General features: G+C 65.3%; 13 protein-coding genes and 1 pseudogene. 10 read left to right on the plus strand and 4 right to left on the minus strand.

Annotated elements, in window-relative coordinates; all coding sequences use genetic code 11:
* Positions 1-153: 153 nt before the first annotated feature.
* Positions 154-999: pseudogene (locus ACQ3HE_RS15590) on the plus strand (LysR family transcriptional regulator); the annotation flags it as partial.
* A gap of 24 nt (positions 1,000-1,023) precedes the next feature.
* Entirely contained in the window at positions 1,024-1,500 is a 477-nt protein-coding gene (locus ACQ3HE_RS15595; RefSeq protein ID WP_430893572.1) for a VOC family protein, read from the plus strand.
* Positions 1,501-1,587: 87 nt separating this feature from the next.
* On the opposite strand, the gene ACQ3HE_RS15600 is transcribed toward ACQ3HE_RS15595, so the two are convergent.
* Positions 1,588-2,103: a hypothetical protein gene (locus tag ACQ3HE_RS15600; protein WP_430893376.1), complete on the minus strand. Its 516-nt coding sequence runs from the start codon at positions 2,101-2,103 to the stop codon at positions 1,588-1,590.
* Positions 2,104-2,341: 238 nt separating this feature from the next.
* Here ACQ3HE_RS15600 and ACQ3HE_RS15605 point away from each other — a divergent pair, with 238 nt between their 5' ends.
* Complete coding sequence (locus ACQ3HE_RS15605; protein ID WP_430893377.1) at positions 2,342-3,139, plus strand: DUF2510 domain-containing protein; 798 nt, start codon at positions 2,342-2,344, stop codon at positions 3,137-3,139.
* 56 nt (positions 3,140-3,195) lie between these two features.
* On the plus strand, positions 3,196-5,055 hold the full coding sequence (locus ACQ3HE_RS15610; protein ID WP_430893378.1) for an alpha/beta hydrolase family protein: 1,860 nt from the start codon (positions 3,196-3,198) through the stop codon (positions 5,053-5,055).
* A gap of 133 nt (positions 5,056-5,188) precedes the next feature.
* Here ACQ3HE_RS15610 and proA read toward each other — a convergent pair whose 3' ends face one another.
* On the minus strand, positions 5,189-11,671 hold the full coding sequence (gene proA, locus ACQ3HE_RS15615) for an anti-phage protein ProA (RefSeq protein WP_430893379.1): 6,483 nt from the start codon (positions 11,669-11,671) through the stop codon (positions 5,189-5,191).
* A 471-nt stretch (positions 11,672-12,142) separates the two neighbouring features.
* Between proA and ACQ3HE_RS15620 the strand changes: the two genes are divergently transcribed.
* From ACQ3HE_RS15620 to ACQ3HE_RS15630, 3 genes are read left to right on the plus strand one after another with little or no spacing between them, the layout of a single operon-like run.
* Entirely contained in the window at positions 12,143-15,076 is a 2,934-nt protein-coding gene (locus ACQ3HE_RS15620; RefSeq protein ID WP_430893380.1) for an SNF2-related protein, read from the plus strand.
* Between the two features lie 45 nt (positions 15,077-15,121).
* Complete coding sequence (locus tag ACQ3HE_RS15625; protein WP_430893381.1) at positions 15,122-17,038, plus strand: site-specific DNA-methyltransferase; 1,917 nt, start codon at positions 15,122-15,124, stop codon at positions 17,036-17,038.
* A complete protein-coding gene (locus ACQ3HE_RS15630) occupies positions 17,038-20,022 on the plus strand; it encodes a restriction endonuclease (protein ID WP_430893382.1) in 2,985 nt (994 codons plus the stop codon). Before ACQ3HE_RS15625 ends, ACQ3HE_RS15630 begins: the two co-directional genes overlap by 1 nt.
* A 233-nt stretch (positions 20,023-20,255) precedes the next feature.
* Here the strand turns inward: ACQ3HE_RS15630 and ACQ3HE_RS15635 are convergent, their stop codons facing one another.
* A complete protein-coding gene (locus ACQ3HE_RS15635; protein ID WP_430893383.1) occupies positions 20,256-20,816 on the minus strand; it encodes a suppressor of fused domain protein in 561 nt (186 codons plus the stop codon).
* A gap of 82 nt (positions 20,817-20,898) precedes the next feature.
* Positions 20,899-21,393 (minus strand): MarR family winged helix-turn-helix transcriptional regulator, encoded by a 495-nt coding sequence (locus ACQ3HE_RS15640; protein WP_430893384.1) that lies wholly within the window; start codon positions 21,391-21,393, stop codon positions 20,899-20,901.
* A 164-nt stretch (positions 21,394-21,557) separates the two neighbouring features.
* Between ACQ3HE_RS15640 and ACQ3HE_RS15645 the strand changes: the two genes are divergently transcribed.
* The 3 genes from ACQ3HE_RS15645 to ACQ3HE_RS15655 all read left to right on the plus strand — a co-directional run bounded on the left by ACQ3HE_RS15645 (position 21,558) and on the right by ACQ3HE_RS15655 (position 23,628).
* Positions 21,558-22,364: an MBL fold metallo-hydrolase gene (locus ACQ3HE_RS15645; protein ID WP_430893385.1), complete on the plus strand. Its 807-nt coding sequence runs from the start codon at positions 21,558-21,560 to the stop codon at positions 22,362-22,364.
* Positions 22,355-22,777, plus strand: coding sequence for a nuclear transport factor 2 family protein (locus tag ACQ3HE_RS15650; protein ID WP_192019798.1), 423 nt, complete (start codon positions 22,355-22,357; stop codon positions 22,775-22,777). The genes ACQ3HE_RS15645 and ACQ3HE_RS15650 overlap by 10 nt, the downstream gene beginning before the upstream one ends.
* Positions 22,778-22,920: 143 nt before the next feature.
* A complete protein-coding gene (locus ACQ3HE_RS15655; RefSeq protein WP_430893386.1) occupies positions 22,921-23,628 on the plus strand; it encodes an MmpS family transport accessory protein in 708 nt (235 codons plus the stop codon).
* Positions 23,629-24,096: the final 468 nt, after the last annotated feature.

A 24,096-nucleotide genomic window follows, 5' to 3' on the forward strand; every position in this document is an offset into this window, starting at 1 on the left:
CCTTCCTGCGGGAGCGGCGGCGGCCGGTGGTGCCGGCTGTCGCGGACGGGCGTCGTTGCGCTGTCCTGGTGACCAACGTAGCCAGATCGATCCGTCACGAATATTGAGGGTTTCCACGCGACCAGTTAGCTTGAGCTGATGAATCTCTCTCAGATGCGGATCATGCGCGAACTGGCCGAGCGCGGGACGATCGCGGCGGTCGCGCGGCACTTGCATGTCACGGCGCCGGCGATCTCGCAGCAGCTGGCCGCGTTGCACCGCGAGCTCGGCGTCGCGCTGACGTATCGGGTGGGGCGGGAGATCCGTCTGACCGAGGCGGGTATGGCGCTGGCCGAGATGGCGGGGACGGTGCACACGCTGATCGACCGTGCGGCCGAGACGGTGCGCGAGTACGGCGGCGACACCGGCGCGCGGGTGCGGGTGGCGGCGTTCCAGAGTGCCGGACAGGCGTTGTTGCCGGGTTTGCTGGAGGACGCTGAGGGTGGACCGTCGCTGGTGTTCGGCGAGCATGATGTCGCGCAACCGGAGTTCGCCGAGCTCGTCGATCAGTACGACCTCGTCATCGCGCACCGGATGGACCATGACGAGCCGTGGCCGTCGGAGCAGCTGTCGGTGACGACGCTGTTGAGCGAGCCGTTCGATGTGGCGATGTCGGTGGACCATCCGCTCGCTGGCCGGTCGTCGGTGTCGGCGGTCGAGCTCGCGGACGAGTCGTGGATCGCCGCCCACGCGGGCTTCGCGCCTGATGTCGCGCTCGGGGTGGTCGAGGCGACGGCGGGCGTGCGGTTCCATCGCGCGCATCGGGTGAACGACTACCACCTGGCGGCGTCGCTCATCGTGGGCGGGGAGCTGCTGGCGTTGTTCCCGAGGTACACGGCACCGCGGGCCGACCCACGGCTGGTGTTGGTGCCGCTCGAGGACGTGCGGATCGCGCGCAACATCGACGTGCTCGCGCGTCCGCATGCGCTCGCGCGGGTCGCGGTGGCGGGGACGCTGGAGCGCCTGCAGGACGGAGCTGATGCGCTGCAGCGGGAGCGTCCGTCGGCGCCGGTCGGGCCCGGCTTGCATCACGTCGAGGTGTGGCTCGCGGACGTCGAGGCGGAGCAGGCGGGCTGGGCATGGCTGCTGTCTCGTGTCGGGTTCTCCCAGGAGAGCGAGTGGCCGGGCGGCGAGTCCTGGGAGGCCGGCGACACCTACGTCACGCTGACGGCGTCGCCGAACCTCAGTGCGGAGTCGCACGATCGGCGACGGCCGGGCGTGAACCATCTCGCGTTCCGCGGAGGCAGGCGGGATGCTGTCGACGCGATCATGGCGGCGGGCCCCGAACACGGCTGGCGACCGCTGTACCAGGATCGCTATCCGCACGCCGGTGGCCAGCAGCACTACGCGGGCTGGCTCGAGAACGAGGCGGGATTCAAGGTCGAGGTGGTCGCGGATCCTGTGGTCAACGCTCTGCACAGCCTCAACGCCGCCGCCCCACCGTCAGCGCCTGAATGCTAGGCTTCACTCACCACATCCCCCACGCCTCTCGTTGAAGCGCACTTGGGGGATTTTTTGTTCACTCGGGAGGACCATCGTTGCCTCCCGTCACCGCTTGCCGAGATAGATCTCACTGGCACAGAGCGCAGCGACCTCTGGAAAGGTGAGGCCCGATTCGGAGGAAGCGAGCTCTGGCACGCACAGCATGACCTCCATCGGCTCGATACCGAGCTTGTCGGTGACAGCGAGGACTGAACTCCAAGCTCTGGAGAAGTTGTCGCTCGTGACCGGCGTACCGGTTGCGACCAGCGCCGCGGCGGTCGCCTGCTGCATTCGCTCGGAGGAGTACGAGCCGCCAACCACCTCGCGTGCTTGTTCTATCGGATCATCTGCAGTCTGCAGCGAAGGAGCGTCAGCTGGCGGCGACTGCACCGACGACTGGCTGTTCGATTGCACGGCTGCTGGAGGACGCGATCCGCCGACCACAACGCTGACGACGACGATCGCACCGATCGCAGCGATGATCGAGAATGCCATCAGAAACCGCCCCGCCGTCGTTTGCGTGAACTTCAGCGGCGCGGGTGGGTTTCCCCCGGAATCCGTTTCAGGTGACGGTTCAGCCATGCGAAGGTCACTCTCCATCGGGTCAAGTCGGAGTGGTCGATGCTGGCCGGGAGATGCCAGGCTCGTCGATCCACCTGCGCTACCTTTCCACAACTCGGGCGCGTGACCCATTCTGGGACTGATGACCCCCGCCCCTCCCCCGCCAGACTGTGCTTGGCCCGGTTCGCGGGTCCGTCACCTGCCGTCGATGATCCGATGCCGCTGCGGGTCGCGTTGACCCGATGCAAGGACCGTTCCGATGAGCTCGACCACCCCACCCTCTGCCACGCCCGCCGGCTGGTACCCCGACTACGCGGACCCGACACAACAGCGCTACTGGGACGGTGCCTCATGGACCACCCACACCGCGCCCGCCGCGGTCGCACCTCCGCAGCAGGCGGCGACCGCTCTGCTCGCCAGCCAGCCGCTCCAGCTGCAAAAGTCCGCGCCGCCCGCGTTCGCCGCCGGAACGGTTCCGTCGCCGTACGCCGCACAGCCAGGCACCACATCCGGCATGAGCGGCAAAGCGAAGGGTTGGATCATCGCCGGCTCTGTCGTCGGTTCGCTCCTGCTCGTCGGTGGCGTCTCGAACGCGATCAACGGCGGACGGAGCGAGCCGGTCGCCGTCGCGCAGACTGCAACCCAGACGCCGACAGCAACTCCGACACCGTTTCCGACCGCGACTGTCGAGCCCATTGCCGAGCCCACTGCACCGGCCGTGGTCGATGTCGCCGCGTTCCAGGCGGGCGCGAACAAGCACACCGCCGACATCGACAAGGACCTCGACGACATGGTCACCACGCTGGCCGAGGGCGGCACCTGGCGGCTCCTCTCCAACACTGTTGAGATCAGCTTCAACCTCGGGCAGCTCCAGTCGCTCGACGTGCCATCGTCGGTCGCAGCCGAGTGGGCGCCGGCCCTCGTCGGGCTCGAGACGAGCGTCGACGCGCTGACGACCGCAGTCTCGGGAGGTGACCCGGCGACGATCCAGGGCGCAATGGACGGCGTTCGAGCGTCCTCCGCCGTGCTGCGCGACATCGGCGCCCGGGCGGTTTGATCTGCTCCGAGCCCGAAGCCCTCAGCCGTTCACATCTCAATCGTTTGGAGACATCCGTGTCGAACACCCCTACCTTGCTCCTCCTCCATGGAGTTGGCGCTGGCGACCTTCAAGGCAATTGGAAGACCTCGCTGAATGCGGCGCTGGCAAACATCGGTTACCCCGACCTGTCGGCCGTCAACGTCGTAGCTCCCCAGTACTCCCATGCGTTGAAGGGTTGGGATGACAAAGAACCGATGCCGGGCGAAAAGGTCAAGCAGCCCACCCGCGATGCCGCGAGGAAGAACCGGCGCGACTTCGAGCGCCGCATGGGAGCTCTCGAGTATCGACTCGGACGGCATCATCCCGGACACGTCACGCCAGAATTCGGGCACGTCGTCAACGCGGCCGTCAGTGCCGGGCTTGTCCTGCCATTCCTCGCGCAGGCCCGGCTGTATCTCTCTGACGCACAGATTCGCGCGCATATCCTGAACCGAATCCTCGCCCAGCTCCCGGACTCCGGGCCGATCGTCATCGTCGGCCACAGCCTCGGTTCCGTCATCGCCGCCGACCTTCTCCGTCGCCTGCCTCACGAGTTGGAGGTGGTCGGCATGGTGACGATCGGCAGCCCACTGGCGCATGGCGGATTCGACGTCGACAAGCTACGAGCATCACTCTCCGAGCCACCGGTGAACCTCGCCTGGTGGGTGAACTTCTGGAACTTCGGCGATCCGGTGGCCGCACATCGGGGACTCAGCTCGGTCTTCCCGTGGCTGATCGACCTGGGAATCAACACCGGACATCTCGGGGTCCCCGCGCACGACGCGACGGCCTACCTCGCCAACCCGACCGTCGCGGAGAGCATCGGCTACGCGGTCTTCGGGTCGAAGTCGCGCGAAGTGGATGTGTTCGACAACGCCCCGGCTATCCCGCTGGACTTCTCGGAGCAGCTTGCGCTTCTCGCGCTCCGGTACGCCCATCTCGTCACCCCGATGTTGAAGAACGATCAGGACAAGCAGAACCGTTACGAGGGGGCGCTGAGGCACGTACAGGCGGCGACCGTCGACCAGATTGCTCAGCGGAACGCGGGCGAGAATCGCCCCGTGCCAGCAGCGATCGCAAGACTCGCATTCGACCTCGCAGATGCTGAAGCGGCCATTCCGGAAGCTCGCCCGAGTTTTCAGATCCCGAAGGATGAGGCGGTCGTCCTCCTGACCGTCCTCGCGTCGGAGAATGTCATTCGACCATTCGAGATCGACATCTCGAGGGACCTTTGGAAGGCCGCGATGCGGGACCTCGCAGCCGAGATGGGCCTCGGAAGCCAGTTCGGCACTGCCGTGTTCGATGCCGGTCAACGGGCAAAGAGTGCACTCGGTGGGGCGCGCGGAGTGAATTGGCTCAAGTGGGGTGCGATCGGAGTCGGGGCAGCGGCGATCGTCGTCGCTACCGGAGGCATCGCTCTGGCGGCCGCTCCGGGTCTCGCCGGAGCCGCCGTCATCACCAGCGCGCTCGCCAGTTTCGGACCTGGCGGAATGGTCGGAGGGCTGTTGACCGCCGGCACCCTGGTGACTGCCGGCGGCGGCGGGATCGCCTTCGGGCTCGCGAGCCCAGGAACCTCGGCGGAGACGTTCGAAGCGGTGATCGAACGCCGCCTCGCGGCCGAGATCCTTCGCGAATTGCAGCACCTCGATTCGGACCCGACGACGTGGAGGGTGCTCGCCGAAACGGAGATCGAAGTCCGGCGGGAACATGAACGGCTCGACGAGTTCTCGGACGGGGATGCTCCCGGCTTGAAAGATCTCAAACGCAAGATCGAGTCCGTCGAGCGCGCGTTGAAGTACATGCGGGAACACGGACTTGAGCCAGGATATGTTCCCGACGTCTCTGAACCGCTCCTTGGAAGACTCACCAGCTTCGTGCGCGACGGTCGCCAGTAGCGCGGCCCTTCCGGGCAGAGATTCGTGGGGCGCTCACGACCGAGAGAGGCGAACCGCGCCGCTTCCCGAGGGCACGCCCGAGCCCTCGCGGCGCGCCTTGCAGGACGTGCCGCGAGAGCGGGCACGTGCCGCCTCAGGGGGTGTGGAGGGGGACGATCGTGTCCAGCCCGCTCCGCGCCAATCTCCCCGAGGCCAGCCCGAACTCGAGGGCCTCGTCGAGGCGGGCTCCGATCGCGGCGGTGACTCGCTTGCCACCGAAGATCGCGAGGGTCTCGCGGCGGAGTTCGTCGGGCGAGAGACCGGCGGATTCCTCCGCTGCGATCGCCATCGCGTTCGCGATCTCCACCAGGGAGATGTGCTCGATCGCTCGGGCCGCTTCGGCCGAGGACTGACGGGCTCCGCGCCAGGTGAGCGGGTCGATCGACGTCGGCCAGGCGAACGGCTCGTCGGAGCGGCCCAGCAACTCGGACGGGACCTTGTCGAGGATCGACTTCGCCCGCGAACCCACCACCCGGTCGAGACCGAACGCACCCGCGACCAGCTTGGCCAGACGCGTCACGTGGATCGGCCCCTCGGCCTCCACCGCAGCACGGATCGCACCCTGCACCGCGACGACCGACTGACGGCCCGGCAACCGGTCGAGCACTTCGATCCCACCCAGCGTGGGTGCGTCCCAGGGCTCGTACTCCGAGAGCTCCGGGTGGCGCGCGGACGTGTCCGCCTCCGGCACCGCCTCGACGGGCTGCGCCGAACCGACCTTGCGGTCGCGGAACTCCGACAGGGTCTCCAGCGACGCCAGCCGCTCCGACCACTCACGCACTCGAGCGCTGCGAACCGGCGCGGGCTCATCCGAGGCATCGGGAGCGACATCGGCATCATCGGCAACCGACGCATCAGTCGCCTCCGACTCCGCACCAGCCGACACCTCCGGCACCGCACTCCCCGCAGCAGCCCGCTCAGCCGCAGCCTCAACCGCCGCGACCAACCGGTCCAGCACATCCTCGCGGTGGTGCAACCACTCCGGCAACCACACACGCTCGACGCCCGGCCACCGCATCAAGCCGCTCAGCACCTCGACCGGCAGCCCGTCACGGTCCGCGACCGTCCGACGCTCACGCCATGACGCCCCGTCGAGGAGCACCGCCACCAACGGTCGGTCCGGCTCCGCTTCCGTAGCGATGCTGATGTCGACCCGGAAGTCCGACAAGCCGACATCCGTCCGCACGGCATGCCCGGCGTAGCGGAGCTCGTCGGCGATCTCGTCGCGGTGGCGGTCGATGATCGCCTGACGACGACCGTCCTCGCCGGCGGCCTCGCTCCCCCGCTGCGCCAGCTCCAGGTATGCCTTCAGGTGCTTGATGCCGATCGACGAGGTCTGCTCCGCCCGCAGCTCCGACGGGTCGAAGCTCGCGAACAACACCACCTGTCGCCGAGCCCGCGTCACCGCGACGTTCAACCGCCGCTCGCCACCTGCCCGCGTGAGCGGCCCGAAGTTCAACGGGATCACGCCCTTCTCGTTCGCACTGAACGCGATCGAGAACAGGATCGTGTCGCGCTCGTCACCCTGCACGTTCTCCAGGTTCTTGACGAAGAGACCGTCCTGCTCGTCGAGCGCCAGCGCGATCCTCGGGTCGGCACTGTCACGCAGCAGGTCTTCGATGAGCGTCCGCTGCTGCGCGTTGAAGGTGATGACCCCGAGCGATGGCGTCTCGTCCGGCGAGGCCTCGAAGCGGCGCGAGATCTCCTCGACGATCGCCTGCGCCTCCACCGGGTTCGTCCGCAGCGACTTGCCGCGGCCACCCCGCTCGAACTGCCCGTCGAGCCGCACGAACGCCAGCCCGTGACCCGCCACCCCACCGTCGCCCGCACCCGCGAACGGCGCCGGGAACGACGACAACTGGCTGTCGTAGTAGTGGTGGTTCGAGAACGCGATGAGCGACTCGTCCTGGCTGCGGTAGTGCCACGACAGCCACTTGCTCGGCACCCGAGCCTGCACACACTCGGAGAGGATCGATTCCTCGTCCTGCAGCACCTCGCTCGTGACGTCGGCGTCGTCGTCGATCGTCGCGCCGGCCTCGGCGAACGTCGTCGGCGGCATCTGCTTGCTGTCGCCAACGACGACGACCGAACGCGAACGCCCCATCGCCCCGATCGCGTCGGCGACCCGGATCTGCGACGCCTCGTCGAACACGACGATGTCGAACAGCTCGGCAGCGGCCGGGAAGAACCGCGCGACCGACTCGGGGCTCGCGAGCGTGCACGGCATGATCTGCGTGATGAGCTCGCCGAAGTTCTCGAGCAGCGCACGGACACTCATGCCGCCGCGCTGACGGTCGATCTGCCGACGCAGCCCGCCGACCTGACCGCTCTCCGACTGCGAACTGAACGTCCGCAGCCCGAGCACCGACGCCGGGATCGCGCGCGGCAGCTCCTCACGCACGGCCTTCACGCTCGTGGTGAAGCGGGTGACGCTGCGGTTGTGGGCGGTGGCGTCGAAGGCGTCGAGCGTGGTGGTGCGCTCGCGCTCGTCGATCGACGCCTGTGCGAGGCCCTTCTCGAAGGCGAGTGTCGCGTCCTCGGTCTCGATGCGACCGGCGAGGATTGCGGCACGGACGTCGTCGAGTCCGTGGGTGCGGAGCGGTTCGATGACCCGCACGAGGTCGAGCCAGCGTTCGAGGACGACCGGCTCGGCCGCGTCGAGACGGCGGGCGTCGCGCGTCGACCACCAGGCCTGCAGGAAGCCCTCGCCACCCGACCACGCCGACAGGCGCTCGGTGCTGACGGACGCGGTGCGCAGGAAGTCGCTCCAGGTGCTCGCGAGCGTCGTCAGCGCCTGGGCCGCCTGCTGCGACGGCTGGGTCGTGGCGTAGTGGTCGCGGACGGCGGTGATGAACGCGTCGTCGGGCGTGCCCGGGAGGCGGAAGCCCTCCGACAGCCAGCGGTACCAGCCGAGGAGTTCGCGGACGGGCTGGGTCGGCTCGATAAGCGGGTTCCAGCGGTCGCCGACGAGCGGGAGGGCGGTGGACCGGAGCGTGCCGCGCAGCTGGACGAGGCGATCCTGGGCCGCCTTCGCCTCGGTGAGCTGCGGGACGAGCTGCTTGACCTTGAATACGGTGGCATCGACGGCGAGGACGTCGCTCAGCTGCGCGAGCGCGGCCCGGAGCCGCTTCTTGCGACCGAAGAAGCTCGACGCCGCGGCCTGTTCGGCGGCGTGGAGCGGGCCGGCGATGTCGCGGTCGAGGATGGCGGGTGTGAAGGTCGAGCGCCACTCGGCCTGGGCGTCACGGAGCTGTTCGGCGGCCGCGAGGGCCTCGTCGAGCCGGGAGAAGTCCTCGGGCCTGGTTCCAGCCATCAGCGCGCCGATGGGCAGGCGCGGTGCGGCGACGGCGGTCGACCAGAGGCCGAGGAGGTCGGGTCGCGACGCGAGACGCAGGGCGTCCATCGGGAGGCCGTCGTCGAGCGTCGCTGCAAGGGCCGCGTCCAGCGCGCGTGCGGCCTGCTGCACGGTCGCGGCGTCCAGCCCGGGAGCCGAGGGGCCGTCGAGGAACGCCCACGGGTGCGTCGTGCTCGGCCGCGCGAGGTCGGAGCGCTCGGGGAGGTCGCGGAACACCTGCCGCAGCTCCTCGAACGCCTCGGACGTTCCGGCGGCGACGAGCGGCTCGGGAATCGCCATCGGGACGAGGTCGTGATCCATCGCGAGCAGGCGACTCCGCGCGGAGTAGAGGGAGAAGCCGGCGGCGTTGACCTCGTGGAGGCGATCGGCGTAGCGGGTGAGGGTGCGGAGGCCGGACTCGGACAGCTCGCGGTTGGTGCTCAGCGCGTCGATGTCGGCCTTGGTGCGGAGGTCGAGGCCGGTCTTGATCTGCGCACGGACGACGTTCGGCCTGGCGCCTTTGTCGTGGAGGTCGAGGGAGAACGCGCCGAGTCCGACGTCTTCGAGTCGCTGCTTCACGACGTTGAGCGCCGCACGCTTCTCGGCGACGAACAGGACCTTCTTGCCCTCGGCGAGCGAGCGGGCGAGCAGGTTGGTGATGGTCTGCGACTTGCCGGTTCCGGGAGGGCCTTCGAGCACGAAGGTGCGCCCGGCGACCGCCTCGGCGACGGCGTCGAGCTGGGAGGAATCGGCGGCGACCGGGCAGTCGAGGCCGAGGCGGTCGAGGTCGGTGTCGGTCTGTGCGGGCGTCGGGTCGGCGTAGGCCTCGAGCGGCGAGTTGATGAGGTGGTCGACGAGGCTGTTGGAGGCGAGGGTCTCCCAGTTCTCATCGAGGTCCTTCCACAGCCGGTACTTCGCGAACTGGAGGATCGACAGCGACGCCGTCTCCTCCACGCGGAACGGCAGGCCGGCGTCGAGGATCGCCTGGCGCACGGCGGTGAACGCGGCCGGGAGGTCGATGCCGGAGCCGTCCTCGACGGGGTTCGCGAGTCCGGGAATCTCGAGGCCGAAGCTCAGTCGAAGCTTCTCGAGCAGGCAGTAGTTGGGCGTGGAGGAGCCCGACTCGTCGAGGGTGAGACGGTAGGAGGAGCCGCGGCTCGTGGTCGTGAGCGTGACGGGCACGAGCACGAGGGGTGAGCGGAGATCGCGGTCGCCGAAGCGCCAGCTCAGCATGCCGAACGCGAGGTAGAGGTTGTTGGCGCCGGTCTCCTCGACGATCGTCTTGGCCTTGTAGGCGAGCGCGCGGAGCTTCGTCGGGTAGGCGGCCTCGGTGACGTCGATGAAGGCGCTCTTCTTGTCCTCCAGGAAGGTGATGCGGTCGCTCTCGTCGAGGTCGCGGCCGAAGCGGATGCCGCGCTGCTGGTCGATCGTCGCGACGGTGTCGGAGGCGACGAGGGTGAGCGGGGTGCCGTGGTTGATGCTGTCCTCGAGGCGGCCGAGCGCGGGGCCGGGGACGGCGAGCTCGAAGCCAGAACGGTCGGTGTAGTTGATGAGTTTGTTGCGGAGGCTGAGGTCGAGGAGGGCGTTCTTCCAGGTGGAGACGCGCTTCGGGACGTCGGGGCCGTGGCCGGCTGCGGTCGACTCGGCGGTGGCCGGGGCGTCCTGAGTGAGGGCGCGGGCTTCGGGTGCCTGGTAGAGGGTGACGACGGGTTCGCCCTCGGCGTTGATGCGGCGGCTGGGCAGCGGGTAGATCTTGCGGAGGCGGGCCTGGACGACGTCGGTGACGCCGATGAAGTCGTCGAGAGAGCCAGCAAGGTGGTCGGTGTGGGGCCGGCGGGAGGCCTCGGCGAAGGTGGCGGAGGTGCCGGTGAGCATGGTGGTCTCGACGACGCCGATGCGGCCGAGTTCAAGGGAGTTGACGGCTTCGGAGACGTCGGTGCTGGCGACGACGTCGAGGGTGGTCTGGACGCGCCAGTAGCCGAGGAAGATGTGGTCCTTGAGCAGCCAGAGGAGGGGGTGGATGCCGATGGCTTCGAGGACGGACGCGAGCAGGATCGTCGTGTCGAGGCAGGTGCCGAGGTGGCCGGTGAGGACTTCCTCGGGGGTGCGGACCTTCTGGCCGCTCTGGCCCCAGCTGGCGGGCGGTTCGGCGTAGCGGATGTCGCGGGCGCGGGCGGCGTCCCAGACGGCGGAGACGATGGCGTCGATGCGGGCGAGGTCGTCGAGTTGGTAGGTGGCGAGGGAGCTGTTGCCGGTCTGCTGGTCGAGGAGGTCGGAGACTTCGAGCATGAGCTCGCTGACGACGAGGGCGTTGGGCTGCACATGGGCGGCGAGGAGTTCGAGGCCGAGTTGCACGGGTGCGGCGATCCACTGGTTGGACGCGAGCACGGTGACGGGGCTCTCGACCGTGCCGAGCTGGGTGCCTGCGGCGTCGCGGACGGTGACGCGGATGACGCCGGGGCGCTGCTCTTCGACGAGGAGCATGCGGCGTGGGTCGAGGAGGACCTCGGGGCTGCGGAGGAGGGTGGTGCGGTCTTCGCCGAGGTCGGCGAAAAGCACCTTGGTGTCGGCGAGGGCGCCGTCGGCGGTGACGACGTCGATCTCGACGGACGCCGCCCGGCGTTCCCCGCCGTGGTTCTCGAGGACGATCTCGTCGATCACCGCGATGCTGCAGTGCGCCATCGCGTAGCTGAGCGTCGGCGTCGCGCTGACGCGGATGGAGACGGATGACGGGCCTGCGGCACCTTCGGCGGACAAGGAGCCTGCGGCGCTCTGCTCACTGGCTCCGTCGGTCCCTGAGCTTGTCGAAGGGCTCAACACCCGCCCCTTCAACTCCCCCACAACCGCAGCCTGCTCCGCGGCCCCGACGCTCTCCAACAACAACTGCATCGAGTCCAACGCCCGATAGGCCGACTGCTCCGTGAACCCCGCGTTATGGGCCCAGGCATTCCGAACCTCCCGAAGCTCACTCGCGTACCCACGAGCGCTCCGCGACAGCACGCGGTCGAACGGGTACCCCAGCTCCCCGATCCGCTCGGTCATCGCCCTGAGCATCAGCGACACGTCGGTCGCCGAGTACCGCCCGTGCCCGATCCCGGCCGTGCGGTCCTTCTCCTCGATGATCCGAGTCCACCCGACACCGGGCACCGCCTCGGCGAACGCACCCTCCACGACAGAGCTCAGCCCCAACCCAAGCTGCTCGAGCCCCTGGCCGACGGCGGAGTTGAGTTCAGAAGCGTCCACGTGTGCGGCCTTTCATTATGGTGAGGCTGATATGCCGTCGGCACTTGATCGGGCCACTGTTGCGTTCTCTAGCCCCCAGAACACCACTGTGCCCGCGCGGGGAGTCGATAAAGCGATTCGACCGGCCCAACGGCCGCTACGAGCCTACCTAGCAGAGGCGACGCTCGATCCTCCGGCGCATGGCCTGGAGAACGGCCACGGGTGCGAGCCGATGGAGTTATGCGCGGTGGAATCGCTGCGGCCCGCGGGGTCGATCAGTTCGCGCGCCGCTGGTGCTGACACGCAGAGTGGCTTCGAAGATGGAGATGACTCCGTCGAAGCTCGAGGTGCCCGGCGGGATCCGACGTAGGGGGTTTCCCTCACCTTTACCCGGTTCGCAGTCGATAGGGTTGCTGCTAGGGGAAGCAAAATCGTGCTGTGCTTCGTGACGGCAAATTCCGAGGACGGGTGTGGTGCGCGGTGAATGACCACGTGGGCGAACAAGCTCTTCATGCAGGAGGCCTAGCGCCACACCAGGCGAAGTACTTCGCACACGAGTTGCAGCGCAGCTACGCGAACGATCACGTCGGCAAACTTGCCGGACTGCTGTTCGACGCCCAGGTCGAGCCAAAGCCGCACCAGATCGATGCCGCGCTGTTCGCGCTGAAGACGCCGTTCCTCCGGGGCGTGATTCTCGCCGATGAAGTGGGCCTCGGGAAGACGATCGAAGCGGGAATCGTCATCTCGCAGTACTGGGCGGAGAGGCGTCGCGGCATCCTAGTCGTGACTCCGTCGAGCTTGCGTCAGCAGTGGCAGCAGGAGCTGTACGAGAAGTTCTTGATCCCGTCGTCCATCCTCGATCCGAAGTCGAAGGACTCGCTGCTTGCTGCTGCGGGTGGACGCTCGGCTCAGGTGTTGATCTGCTCCTACGAGTTCGCGCTCCGGCACGAGACCTCGCTGCTCAAGGCGTGGGACCTCGTGGTCGCGGACGAGGCGCACCGACTGCGGAACTTCTGGACGGGCAAGACGAAGGCCGCAGAGGCAGTCGCGCACATCGTTGGTGGCGCACACAAGACCGTACTGCTGACCGCCACGCCACTGCAGAACAAGCTCGAGGAGCTTTACGGGCTGGTGTCGATCTTCGACCCTGGCTACTTCCACTCCCTCGACGCGTTCCGCGAACGCTATGTCAAGAACCGCGACCTGGGTCGCGATGACGACCTAGTCGAGCGTGTCGCAACGGTCGCGAAGCGCACGCTGCGGCGTGACGCGGACAAGTACATCCACTTCACCAAGCGCCTGCCGCTGACGGTCGAGTTCACCCCGTCGCCGGACGAAGTACGTCTCTACGACCTGGTGAACGACTACCTGCAGCGCGACGAGCTATTCGCCTTCGCGGGGAGTCAGCGTCACCTCTCAGCCCTGATCATCCGCAAGCGTCTCGGTTCATCGACGTACGCTGTTGCGAGCACGCTGGAGAACATCGCGAACCGACTGGCGGAGGAAGTTGCTGCCGGCCAGCGCCGCGACGGCCGCGGTGGTCTGGTCGCCGCAGACTTCGCCAGTGACGACGAGATAACCAGCGAGGAGCTGGAGGAGGCAGAGGAAATCGATGGCGCGGGCACGGGCCCGCGTGCATCATCGACGCCGCTCGACGAGTCACTGTTGGAGGCGATGCGTGTCGAGGTCGCGGAGCTGCGCGAATACTCGGCCCTGGCCCGTTCGATCTCCGAGAACCAGAAGGCGGTCAAGCTCGGCGAGGCGCTCAATCTTGGGTTTGAGCGCTTGCGCGAGTTGGGTGCTCCGCAAAAGGCGATCATCTTCACCGACTCGACCAAGACGCAGGAGTACATTGCCCGCTCGCTGCGAGAGGCCGGTCGTGGTGAAGGACTCGTTCTGTTTAACGGCTCGAACACTGGGCCGGAGCCGACCGCGATCTACCAGGCCTGGCTCAAGGCCAACCAGGACGGCGACCTGATCACCGGTATCGCCGCCGTGGATCGCCGCAAGGCACTCGTGGATTACTTCCGCACCGAGGGCACGATCATGATCGCAACCGAGGCTGCAGCAGAGGGCATCAACCTGCAGTTCTGCTCGATGCTCGTCAACTACGACCTTCCCTGGAACCCACAGCGGGTCGAACAGCGCATCGGTCGTGTGCACCGTTTCGGGCAGAAGCACAACGTCGTCGTCGTGAACTTCTCGAACAAGGGCAACATCGCCGAGCAGCGGATCCTGGAACTACTGACGAATAAGTTCCAGCTGTTTTCTAGCGTCTTCGGTGCGAGCGACGAAGTGCTCGGCACGATCGAGGACGGTCTGGACTTCGAGAAGACGATCAGCAACATCCTCACCCGCTGCCGAACAGCCGACGAGCTGGACGCCGCGTTCCGCGAGCTCGAGGGGCAGTACGCGAGCGAGATCTCGCGAGAGATGGCGAGCGCGAAGGCGAAGGTCTTCGACAACCTCGACCCGCACGTCCAGGATCGCCTCAAGGCGTATGACGCACAGTCCGGTGAGATGCTCAACAAGTTTGAGCGCCTGCTGCTCGCTGTAACCCGACATGAGCTGGACGAATACGCCACCTTCGAGGGTGACGGACGTACATTCGTACTGAACCAGTCGCCCGTGGAGCAAGCGCCGACCGGGCCCTACTTCTTTAAGTCCCAGCCGCTGGAGAACGCCCACCAGTACCGGTACGCGAGCCCGCTGGCCCAGTACGTCGTCGAAACCTCAAAGACTCACGACACCCCGACACGCGAGCTGACATTCTCGCTGAGCCAGTCGGAGCGCGCCAGCAGCGCGATCCGCGCGCTGGAGTGCACTAGCGGTGAACTCACCGTCAGCGTTGCGACCTTCCGGATGAGGGCACGCGACGAGGATGTCTCCGAGTCCTACATACTCGCAGGCGCCCTGACTGACGATGGCCAGTGGCTCGATGAAGAGTACGTCGCAGACATCCTTGACCTCGCCTGCGTCGACGTTGGGATGCAGCCGGTGGTGATCGATGAGAGCCGCTTCGCGACACACCTAGATGCGCGGCGGGCTGAGTTAGAGAAGGAAGTCCAGGGTCGTAATTCGCGCTACTACGACCAGCAGGAGGAAATTCTCTACCGCAACCAGCAGGACCGCAAGGCTGAGCACGAGGCATCCATCCGTGAGTATCGCGCAAAGGAGAAGGAAGCTCGCAAGCTCTCCCGGCAGGCCGATGACCCGATGGAGCAACTGCGCCTCAAGAAGGAGGCTCGTAAGTGGGAGCAGCGGGCCGATGACGCGGACGAAGACTTCCGGCATATACGCAAGAAGCTCCGAACCGAGGCGGACAAGTACCTAGCGCTAATCGAGGAGTCACTCCGGGGAACGCGACACACTGAGCATCTTTTCACCATTCGCTGGCTGGTAGAGCCTCAAATCGCGAGCGCCTAGCAGACTATAGAACAACTATACATTTCATGAAAGAGATACCTTCGCATGGCTGACGAAGTAAGTGAGACACCGTCCGATACTCCAAACCTCCGAACTGAGCTAATGACACAGCTTGCACATCTAGTTCCCGAGGCCATCACCGACGGCAAGGTGGATCTCGAAAAGCTCAAGGAGCTACTCGGCGGCGAGGCAAGTAGCACTAGCGAGCGGTTCGGACTCACCTGGCCCGGCAAGAGGCGCGCCCTTCGTGCCGCCCAGGAACCGACTACGGCCACGCTACGTCCCGACTTCGAGAACTCGAAGAAGTGGGCCACGACCAAAAATGTTTTTATCGAGGGTGATAACCTCGAAGTATTGAAGATCCTTCAGAAGCACTACCACGCCAAGATCAAGATGATCTACATTGATCCTCCCTATAACACCGGTAAAGACTTCGTGTACCCGGACAACTACAAGGAGGGACTAGACACCTATCTCGAGTGGACTCGTCAGGTAAATGACGAAGGCAAGAGGCTCTCGACCAACCCCGATACCGAGGGGAGGTACCACTCCAACTGGCTGAGCATGATGTACCCGAGATTAAAGCTAGCGCGAAATCTATTGACCGATGATGGTGTGATTTTCATCTCCATCGATGAGAACGAGATCGCCCATCTGCGACAGATGCTCGATGAAGTTTTTGGGGAGTCGAACCTTGTCGCGCAGCTTGCTGTGTTGAACAATCCGCGTGGCCGGGCTCAGGATAAGCATTTCGCGACGAACCACGAATATGCGCTTGTCTACTCCAAACGAGAGCTTCCAAGCGGGGCGCTGTCGATCGCCAAACCTCGCGAGCAGTTGGAAGCTGAGTACCCACAGGAGGATGAGCGGGGAATGTACCGAGCGCTCAGCCTGCGCAACTCACATCGCGAATTCGGCCGCTTCAACCGACCGAACCTCTACTACCCGCTCTACGTAGATTCGGCCGGCAAAGTACATACCGAACCTTCCCCCGGCCGCACCGAGGTCCTTCCTCTCTGGAACGACAATTTTGAAGGTTGTTGGACCTGGGGGCTTCCAAAGGCCACAGCCGAGTTGGACTCGCTAGTCGGTCGCATGGCCGGTGGCCGTATGCAGATCTTCGTGAAGGAGTACGCCGAAGGTGCGCGACGGAAGCTGAAATCCCTGCTGGCGGAGAAGGAGCACACTACCGATTCTGGTCAGCGCGCGTTCAACGACCTGTTCGAAGGCACTGGAAAGATCTTCCAGGCACCCAAGTCGCCTTACCTACTCGCGGACTTTATTCAGGCAGGTAGCGATTCTGGCGACATTATCCTCGACTTTTTCGCCGGGTCCGGAAGCACGGCCCATGCGGCATGGCTGGCGCAACTTAGAGACGACGCTCCTCGCCAATGGATTGCGGTACAGCTTCCAGAGCCGACTCCGCACGAGTCCATCGCACGGGAATCCGGATACGAGACCATTGCGGATATATCTCGCGAGCGGCTACGGCGTGCGGGCGATGCAATCTCAGCCAGCCTGACCGCAGACCAATCCATCGACGCGGGCTTCAGGGCGTTCGTGCTTGCTGAATCCAACTTCTCGAAGTGGCTTGTCTCGAGCGATGTTGATCGAAACCAACTCGAGCAGCACCTCTTCGACCTGCGCGAGTCGAGTAACACTCAAGGCGCTTCGGCTGATGACCTTCTCTTCGAGATTCTCCTGAAGCAGGGTTACTCACTCACCGAGCAAATCAACCAGGTCAACGTGGGCGGCTTAGACCTGCGCTCTGTAGGCGACGGCATCGTGCTCGCGTACCTTGACGCGCACATTAAGCCCACACTTGAGCAGCTTCGCGCGGTAGGTGACGAGGATCCTGCTCGCCTAATTGTCGTCGAGGATGCGTTCCAGGGCGATGACGAGCTGAAAACCAATCTAGCCCAGCTCTGCAAGAGCAAGGGCATCGAGCTCTGGACGGCGTAATGAAAGACGGATTTAAGTTTGACGCCAATCAGCAATACCAGATTGACGCGATCAACGCGGTCATCGACCTGTTTGACGGGCAACCGAAGGATGCCGAGAAGCTGGAAACGACGCTTCGCGGGGAAATCGCGGCAATTGAAGCTACGGACGACACCGCGCTCGACCTTGACCTTAGGCAGGAGGTCGGCGCGGTCGGCAACCGCCTGGTGCTCGAGAACGATACCGTACTCGCCAACTTGCAGCGTGTACAAGATAAGAACGGCCTCCGCGTGACATCGAAGCTGTTCGAAGACTCAGCACTTGACTTCGATATCGAGATGGAGACAGGTACCGGCAAGACCTACGTTTACCTGCGCACCATCTTCGAGTTGGCCGAGCGGTACAACTTCTCGAAGTTCGTAATCCTCGTTCCGAGCGTGGCGGTCCGCGAAGGCGTTAACACGAGCATCCGCCTGATGCGCTCACACTTCGAGGACTTGTATAAGAAGCGCAACATCACTTTCGACTCATCGATTTACAGCGGCAGGGCAGCCGAAGAGGTGCAGGCTTTCGCTACATCGACCAACGTACAGATTATGGTCATGACGATTGACTCGATCCGCGGCAATGCGAACACCCGCATCATCCACCAGGCGCGCGATAAGCTGAATGGACTGCGACCGATCGACTACCTCAAAGCAACCCATCCTGTCGTGATTATGGACGAGCCCCAGAATATGGAGTCGCAGCTCTCGAAGTCGGCGATCGGTGAACTCGACCCCGTATTCACTCTGCGCTATAGCGCAACGCACAAGAAGCAGCGCAATGTCGTCTACCAGCTCGACCCGGTCGACGCGCACGATCTCGGCCTTGTGAAGCAGATTGTTGTGGCCGAAGTACAGCAGCAAGGTGCGGATGCGACGCCCTACATCAAGCTGATCGAGGTGCGACGTGAGCAATCATGGTCCGCCAGTCTCGAGCTGTCTTGTCGCAAGACCGACGGCTCGCTAGAGCGCCGCATCGTGAGGGTAAGGCTGCACCAAGAGCTGTCCGATTCGCGCGTGACCGATAACCCCATCTACGAAGGTTGGTGGATCAATGCGATGAGCGCTGAACCTGCCTACGTGGACCTCACCATGCACGGCTTCCTGCACGAGGGCGAAAGCGTCGGCGCGTCCAATGACGCGATTTATAAGGAGATGATTCGCGAGACCGTCCGCGAGCATCTGCGCAAGGAGTCAATTCTGCGAGCGAGGGGCATCAAGGTACTGAGCCTCTTCTTCGTGGACAAGGTCGCCAGCTACCTGGGTGACGGGATGAACAACGATGACGCCGATGGCCTCTTCGTGCAGTGGTTCGACGAGATCTTCGTTGAGGAACAGGCAAAGTCTGCGCTCTATCGGGAGCTTCTGCCTTACGCTCCAAGCGAGCTTCGCCGAGCCTACTTCTCCCAAATCACGCGCGGCAAGAAGGCTACCTTCCAGGATTCGTCCGGCACGACCAAGGCCGATGACGAGGCCTACGAACTGATCATGCGACAGAAGGAGCGGCTTCTCGACGAGAATGAGCCCGTTCGGTTCATATTCAGCCACTCCGCCCTGCGCGAGGGCTGGGATAACCCGAACGTCTTCCAGATCTGCACCTTGCGCGAAATGGGTGCAGAGACCGAGCGCCGCCAGACCCTCGGACGTGGACTACGCCTCCCCGTCGCAAAGACCGAAGACGGGTACACCCGCGTCGCCGACCGTGGCATCGCGACGCTTACGGTCATCGCGAACGAGTCATACACGAAGTTTGCGGATGCGCTGCAGCGTGAGTACAAGGACGCCGGGGTCGAGATTGGCCTGGTGCGCAGGGCTGAGTTCTCGAAGATCCCGCTACAGGACGAAAACGGTGCACTCACCGACGACCAGTTCGGCTACAAGCGCTCCGTCCTGGTCTGGGAGCACCTCAAGGACAAGGGCTTCATCGACAAAGACGGCGCGGTCACGTCGAAGTTTCAGCCGAACCAACTCGGCTTCGACCTCAGTCTGCCGGTCGACTTTGCCTGGGCGGAGACAATCATCATCGAGCTGATCGAGCGGGCCAACATCGGCAACTACATCAAGCCGGTCAGCAAGCGTCACCCGCGAGTGCTAAATAAGCAGCTCTACTCGACCCCAGAGTTCGAGGAGTTCTGGGAGGCGATCAGCCAGAAGACCACCTACCGCGTCAGAGTCGGTCGAGACCAGCTGATCGAGAACGCAATCCGGGCGATCCGAGAAGCGCCGAAGATTGATGCGCTGCGCATCCAGGTAACCCGAGCCGGAGTCAAGGTACTGCGAGGCGGTGCCCAGGGCGAGGAGCTCGGCACCCGCTCGGCGGTTCTCAAGGGCAGCTACGACCTGCCCGACGTCGTCACGGAGCTGCAGGAGGGAACTTCCCTTACCCGCAAGACCATCATCGAGATCCTGATCGGCAGCGGGCGGCTGAGCGAGTTCATCGGCAACCCGAACGACTTCATTGCTATGACCAAACGAGCCCTCCAGAGCGAGCTGGCGAAGATCGTGGTCGACGGCATCCAGTACGAGCGGATCGCGGGCTCGGTCTATGAGCTTCGCGACCTGCAGAGGGATGGTGAGGAGGAGAAGGAGCGCTTCCTCGACCAGATGTACAAGGTGCAGCACACTCAGAAGACCGACTTCGACTACGTCGTCTTCGACTCGGACGTCGAGCGCCAGTTCGCGGCGCTGCTCGACTCTCGCGAGGACATCAAGCTGTTCATGAAGCTGCCCGCCAAGTTCAAGGTCGATACCCCGGTCGGCCCATACAATCCAGACTGGGCGATCATCAAGCAGGAAGACGGGGAGGACAGGATCTACATGATCCGCGAGACGAAGAGCACGCTCGATGACTCGAAGCTACGACCGGCCGAGCTCGCCAAGATCAAGTCCGCTGCGCGCCACTTCAAAGCCATCGGCGTTGGCAACTATGCTCGGTCCGCACCGGGATCATGGGACTTATGAGCGGTAGTCGCACCCGGGCGGCGGTCGCCGCTATGGAAACACGCAGTTGGAGCCTGCACGGCACGCTCACTAAGAGAGCAGGGTCGGTAGACCGCGATAAGAAAGTAGAGAGGTCGTTCTCACGGGACTCTCCTTGCCGAGAGTCAATGCGTCGGCCGAATCTTCACGCCGCGTCGGTCACGAATCGGGCGAAGTGAGCGAACCGCGCCGTCGATGATCCGGCTGCGCAGCGCCTAGAACAGCTCCGCCCGCTCCACATCCAACAACGCGTCCACCGACCCCACCTCGGCAACGAGCGCATCCCACCCACGCTCCCCCGCAACCGCGGCCTCAGCGTCCGTGAGCAGCCGCAGCGTCCGCACGTGCCCGACCACCTGGCCGACTTCGTTCCGGATGTCGTCGAACGACGCTCCCCAGCGCGACGGCGCCACCAGAAGCGCGGAGATCGCCGTCCCATTGAGGAACGGCGTGCCGTTGCGCCACGGCGCGAGCACCGGTGGCACCCGTCGGTTGGTCGCGATCTCGTTGATCACGATGCGGAGCGCCACCATCGCGGCACCCTGCTGCCCGTCGACGACCTCCACGGCGAGCTCGATGCGCTCACCGGAGTCGGTCGCGAGCCGTGACACCCCGGAGGTGAGGATCGTCACCGGCCCGTTCTCGGGTCGCTTCTCGATCACCATCACCGACCCACCGATGCGGTCCTTGAACACCACCGGGTCCAAGCCGAGGGCGTCGAAGATGTGGAGCGGGAAGGCGTCTTCGCCCGGGACGAGAGGGACATCGCTACTCATGCGGCGAGCCTAGCCATACGGGTGCTCGGCGAGCCAGAGGGCAGGCACCGAAACCGACGGGTCGAACACGAGCCGACGCGTCCTACGGCATCACCGGCAGCGCCCACGAGGCGTGCTTGCTCAACGTCTTCACCGACTCCTCGAAGACCGCGCGGTTCTCAGCCGGCAGGACGGACAGCATCAGACGCTCGATGTTCCGAGCATGCAAACCAGCAGCCTCGACGACCGCCCGCTCGCCCTCCGCCGTCAGCTCGATGAGCTGCACCCGGCCATCCTCGGCAGAGGCCCGGCGACTCACCAGCCCCTGCTCGACGGCACGGTGCACGAGCCGCGTCGCCCCACCGGACGTCACGACCTTCGCCTGTGCGATGTCCCGCACCGACAGCCCACCAGCACCCGCCCGGCCGACGATCAGCAACAGCTCGAACAACGAATGGCTGAGGCCGGTCTGCTCCTCGAGCTCCTTGCCCAGCAGGTACTCGAGGCCGTTCGCCGCACCCAGCAGACGACCGAACACCAGGATGCGCGCATCACTCGCCGCATCCTTCGCCGAAGCGAACTCGTTCTCAGTCGTCACGTCTCCACAGTAGACGCCGGGGACAGGCCGCCGACCGGCCGGGAGATCTTCATCCAAGGACCGGGAATAGCTGACGAGTCAGCTTTTGTTGTACCGTCATGTGCGCCGCACCGCGGCATCGACTCGGGTGCACCGAGCCTCGTCCAACCGAAGGATCCACCACCATGACGCTCAACTTCGACGTCTTCGACCTCGACTTCCCCGCAGGTTCGAAGAACAAGTCCGCCGTCCTCGTGACCGGCGAAACCGAGGCGCTCCTCGTCGACGCCGGCTTCACCCGTGCCGACGGCCACCGCCTCGTCGCGGCCATCCTCGACTCCGGCAAGACGCTCACCACGGTGTTCGTCAGCCACGCCGACCCCGACTTCTATTTCGGCCTCGAGGTCGTCGCGGACACCTTCCCCGACGCAGCGATCGTCGCCACCCCCATCGTCATCGAGCACATCAACGCATCGTTCGACGGCAAGCTGACCGCCTGGGCCTCCCTCGGCGCGAACCTGCCCACCCGACTCGTCCCCCTCACCCCGCTCAGCGGCGACGCACTCGTCGTCGACGGCCAGCGCCTCGAACTCAAGGGCGCCTCAGCCGCCCTCCCGGACCGCCAGTACCTCTGGAACGCGGAGCACCGCGCCATCCTCGGTGGCGTCCTCCTCTTCCAGCAGGAGCACGTGTGGACGGCAGACACGGCGACGCCGGAACTCCGCGCAGCGTGGATCGAACTCCTCGACGAGATGCAGGCCCTCGACCCGCAGCTCGTGATCGCCGGCCACCGCCTCCCCGACACCGCGAACGACGCGACCGCCATCGACTACACGCGCTCGTATCTGCAGGCGTTCGAGACGATCGTCGCGGCGTCCGCCGATGGCGCTGCCGCGACGCAGGCGCTCGTCGAGCTGCACCCGTCCTCGGGCATGCTCATCGCCGCCCAGATCGGGCCAAAGGTCGCGAAGGGTGAGATGACATGGGGCTGAACGAGACCACCACGACCGAGCCGTCCTCGGCACCACGCGACGTCGTGCGGAGGCAGTACCTCGCCTCCGCCGCCGGCGACCTCGACGCACTGCGCGCGACCCTCGCCCCCGATGTCGAGTGGACCGAGATGGCCGGCTTCCCGCTCGCCGGAACGTACCGGACGCCGGAGGGCGTCACGAGCAACGTGATGGAACGACTCGGCGCGGACTGGGCCGACTGGACCGCGCACGACGACACCTATGTGGTCGACGGCGAGAACGTCGTGGTGCTCGCGCGGTACACGGCGACGCACCGCGGCACGGGCAAGGAGCTGAACGCCCGGGTGGCCCACCACTTCGTCGTCCGCGGCGGGCTCATCGTGCGCTTCGAGCAGTTCGTCGACACGGCACTCGTCCGCGACGCGAGCCGGTAGCGACGAGCGCTGGTCTACGAAGAGGTGGGGCGGACATGCCCCACCCCTTCGCTGTCGGCATGGACCGCGAACCGAAGACGGCAGTGATCCAGAGCGTCGACCTCGGTACGGTGGAACCAACGCAGCAGAGAGGCACCACGCGCATGTCCACTTCGAACCAGCCGCCCGCCCAGAACCAGCCCTACCCGCTGCCGGTGCCCGGCCCGGCTCCAGTGAAGACCGGCAAGCGCGGCAACGGACTCGGCATCGCCGCACTCATCGTCGGAGGGTTCGCGCTCATCGGGGCGTTCATCCCGATCCTGAACTACGTCGCCGGGTTCGTCGGCCTCGTCGGCCTCGTGCTCGGCATCATCGCGCTGTGCCTGAAGAACCGGAAGAAGGGCTTCGCTGTCGCCGGCACGATCGTCTCGGCCATCGCGATCGTCCTGAGCATCATCCTCGCGATCACATACACGGCCGGGTTCGCCGGACTCATCGGCGAGGCCGTCAAGACCGCCGAGGCGAAGTCTTCCGAGGCCGCCAACAAGGAGATCTCCGTCGTCTACGAGGTCAACGGCACTGCGACCGACGCCTCCATCACCTACTCCACGTACTCGGCCGGCAGCAGCAGCACCGAGCAGTCCTCCGGTCAGGCGCTCCCCTTCATCAAAGAGCTGACCGTCAAGGCCGGCGAGCAGTACGACTTCGCCTCCTACTCCCTCCAGGCGCAGAATGGCGCGGAGGACACCGGGTCCGTGAGCTGCAAGATCACCGTCGACGGCGACGTGGTCGCCGAGCAGACGTCGACGGGCGCGTACGCGACGGTGTCGTGCTCCGCGTCGGGTGCCGACGGTGTGACGGAGAACAAGTAGGAACCACTCGCGGAGCGGCCCCACGACCGTGGCGACAGCGCACGACTCATAATCGTGAGGTCTGAGACTCATCTCTGACCGAGCGCGTGGCGCGACTGCCGGCTATGAATTGGGCGTGAGTCGTTGGGTGCTGCTGAGACTGACCATCGCGACCCTCTCAGTACCGCGTGATGAACTTGCGCTCGCGCTTGTCCCAGTTGGCATCAGACCAGAAGAATGGAACGCCGACCGCTACGCCAGAGTGGGATCGAGAACCGGGTAGTGGACTTGATGTGTGGTCAGCTGGCTTGGTGCACTGGACATCGCGATACCGCTTCCGAAGGTGTATGGCGTCCGCCACTGATTCACACCGAGGCACTTCTTTCATCCTTACATTCTGACGCCACCGACCGACGTCCTGGCAACGACAACGCCTCACCATGGCCGCCCTCGAACAGCACAGCCCATCCGGCGACGGCAGCTCGCCGA

The sequence above is a fragment of the Plantibacter auratus genome (assembly GCF_050587365.1).
In the GTDB taxonomy this organism is placed as follows: domain Bacteria; phylum Actinomycetota; class Actinomycetes; order Actinomycetales; family Microbacteriaceae; genus Plantibacter; species Plantibacter auratus.

Excerpts from the sequence above, each read along its gene's own strand:
- ACQ3HE_RS15600 (WP_430893376.1), bottom strand. The coding sequence starts at position 2,103 with ATGGCTGAACCGTCACCTGAAACGGATTCCGGGGGAAACCCACCCGCG.
- ACQ3HE_RS15605 (WP_430893377.1), top strand. The coding sequence starts at position 2,342 with ATGAGCTCGACCACCCCACCCTCTGCCACGCCCGCCGGCTGGTACCCC.
- ACQ3HE_RS15625 (WP_430893381.1), top strand. The coding sequence starts at position 15,122 with ATGGCTGACGAAGTAAGTGAGACACCGTCCGATACTCCAAACCTCCGA.
- ACQ3HE_RS15630 (WP_430893382.1), top strand. The coding sequence starts at position 17,038 with ATGAAAGACGGATTTAAGTTTGACGCCAATCAGCAATACCAGATTGAC.
- ACQ3HE_RS15635 (WP_430893383.1), bottom strand. The coding sequence starts at position 20,816 with ATGAGTAGCGATGTCCCTCTCGTCCCGGGCGAAGACGCCTTCCCGCTC.
- ACQ3HE_RS15645 (WP_430893385.1), top strand. The coding sequence starts at position 21,558 with ATGACGCTCAACTTCGACGTCTTCGACCTCGACTTCCCCGCAGGTTCG.
- ACQ3HE_RS15650 (WP_192019798.1), top strand. The coding sequence starts at position 22,355 with ATGGGGCTGAACGAGACCACCACGACCGAGCCGTCCTCGGCACCACGC.
- ACQ3HE_RS15655 (WP_430893386.1), top strand. The coding sequence starts at position 22,921 with ATGTCCACTTCGAACCAGCCGCCCGCCCAGAACCAGCCCTACCCGCTG.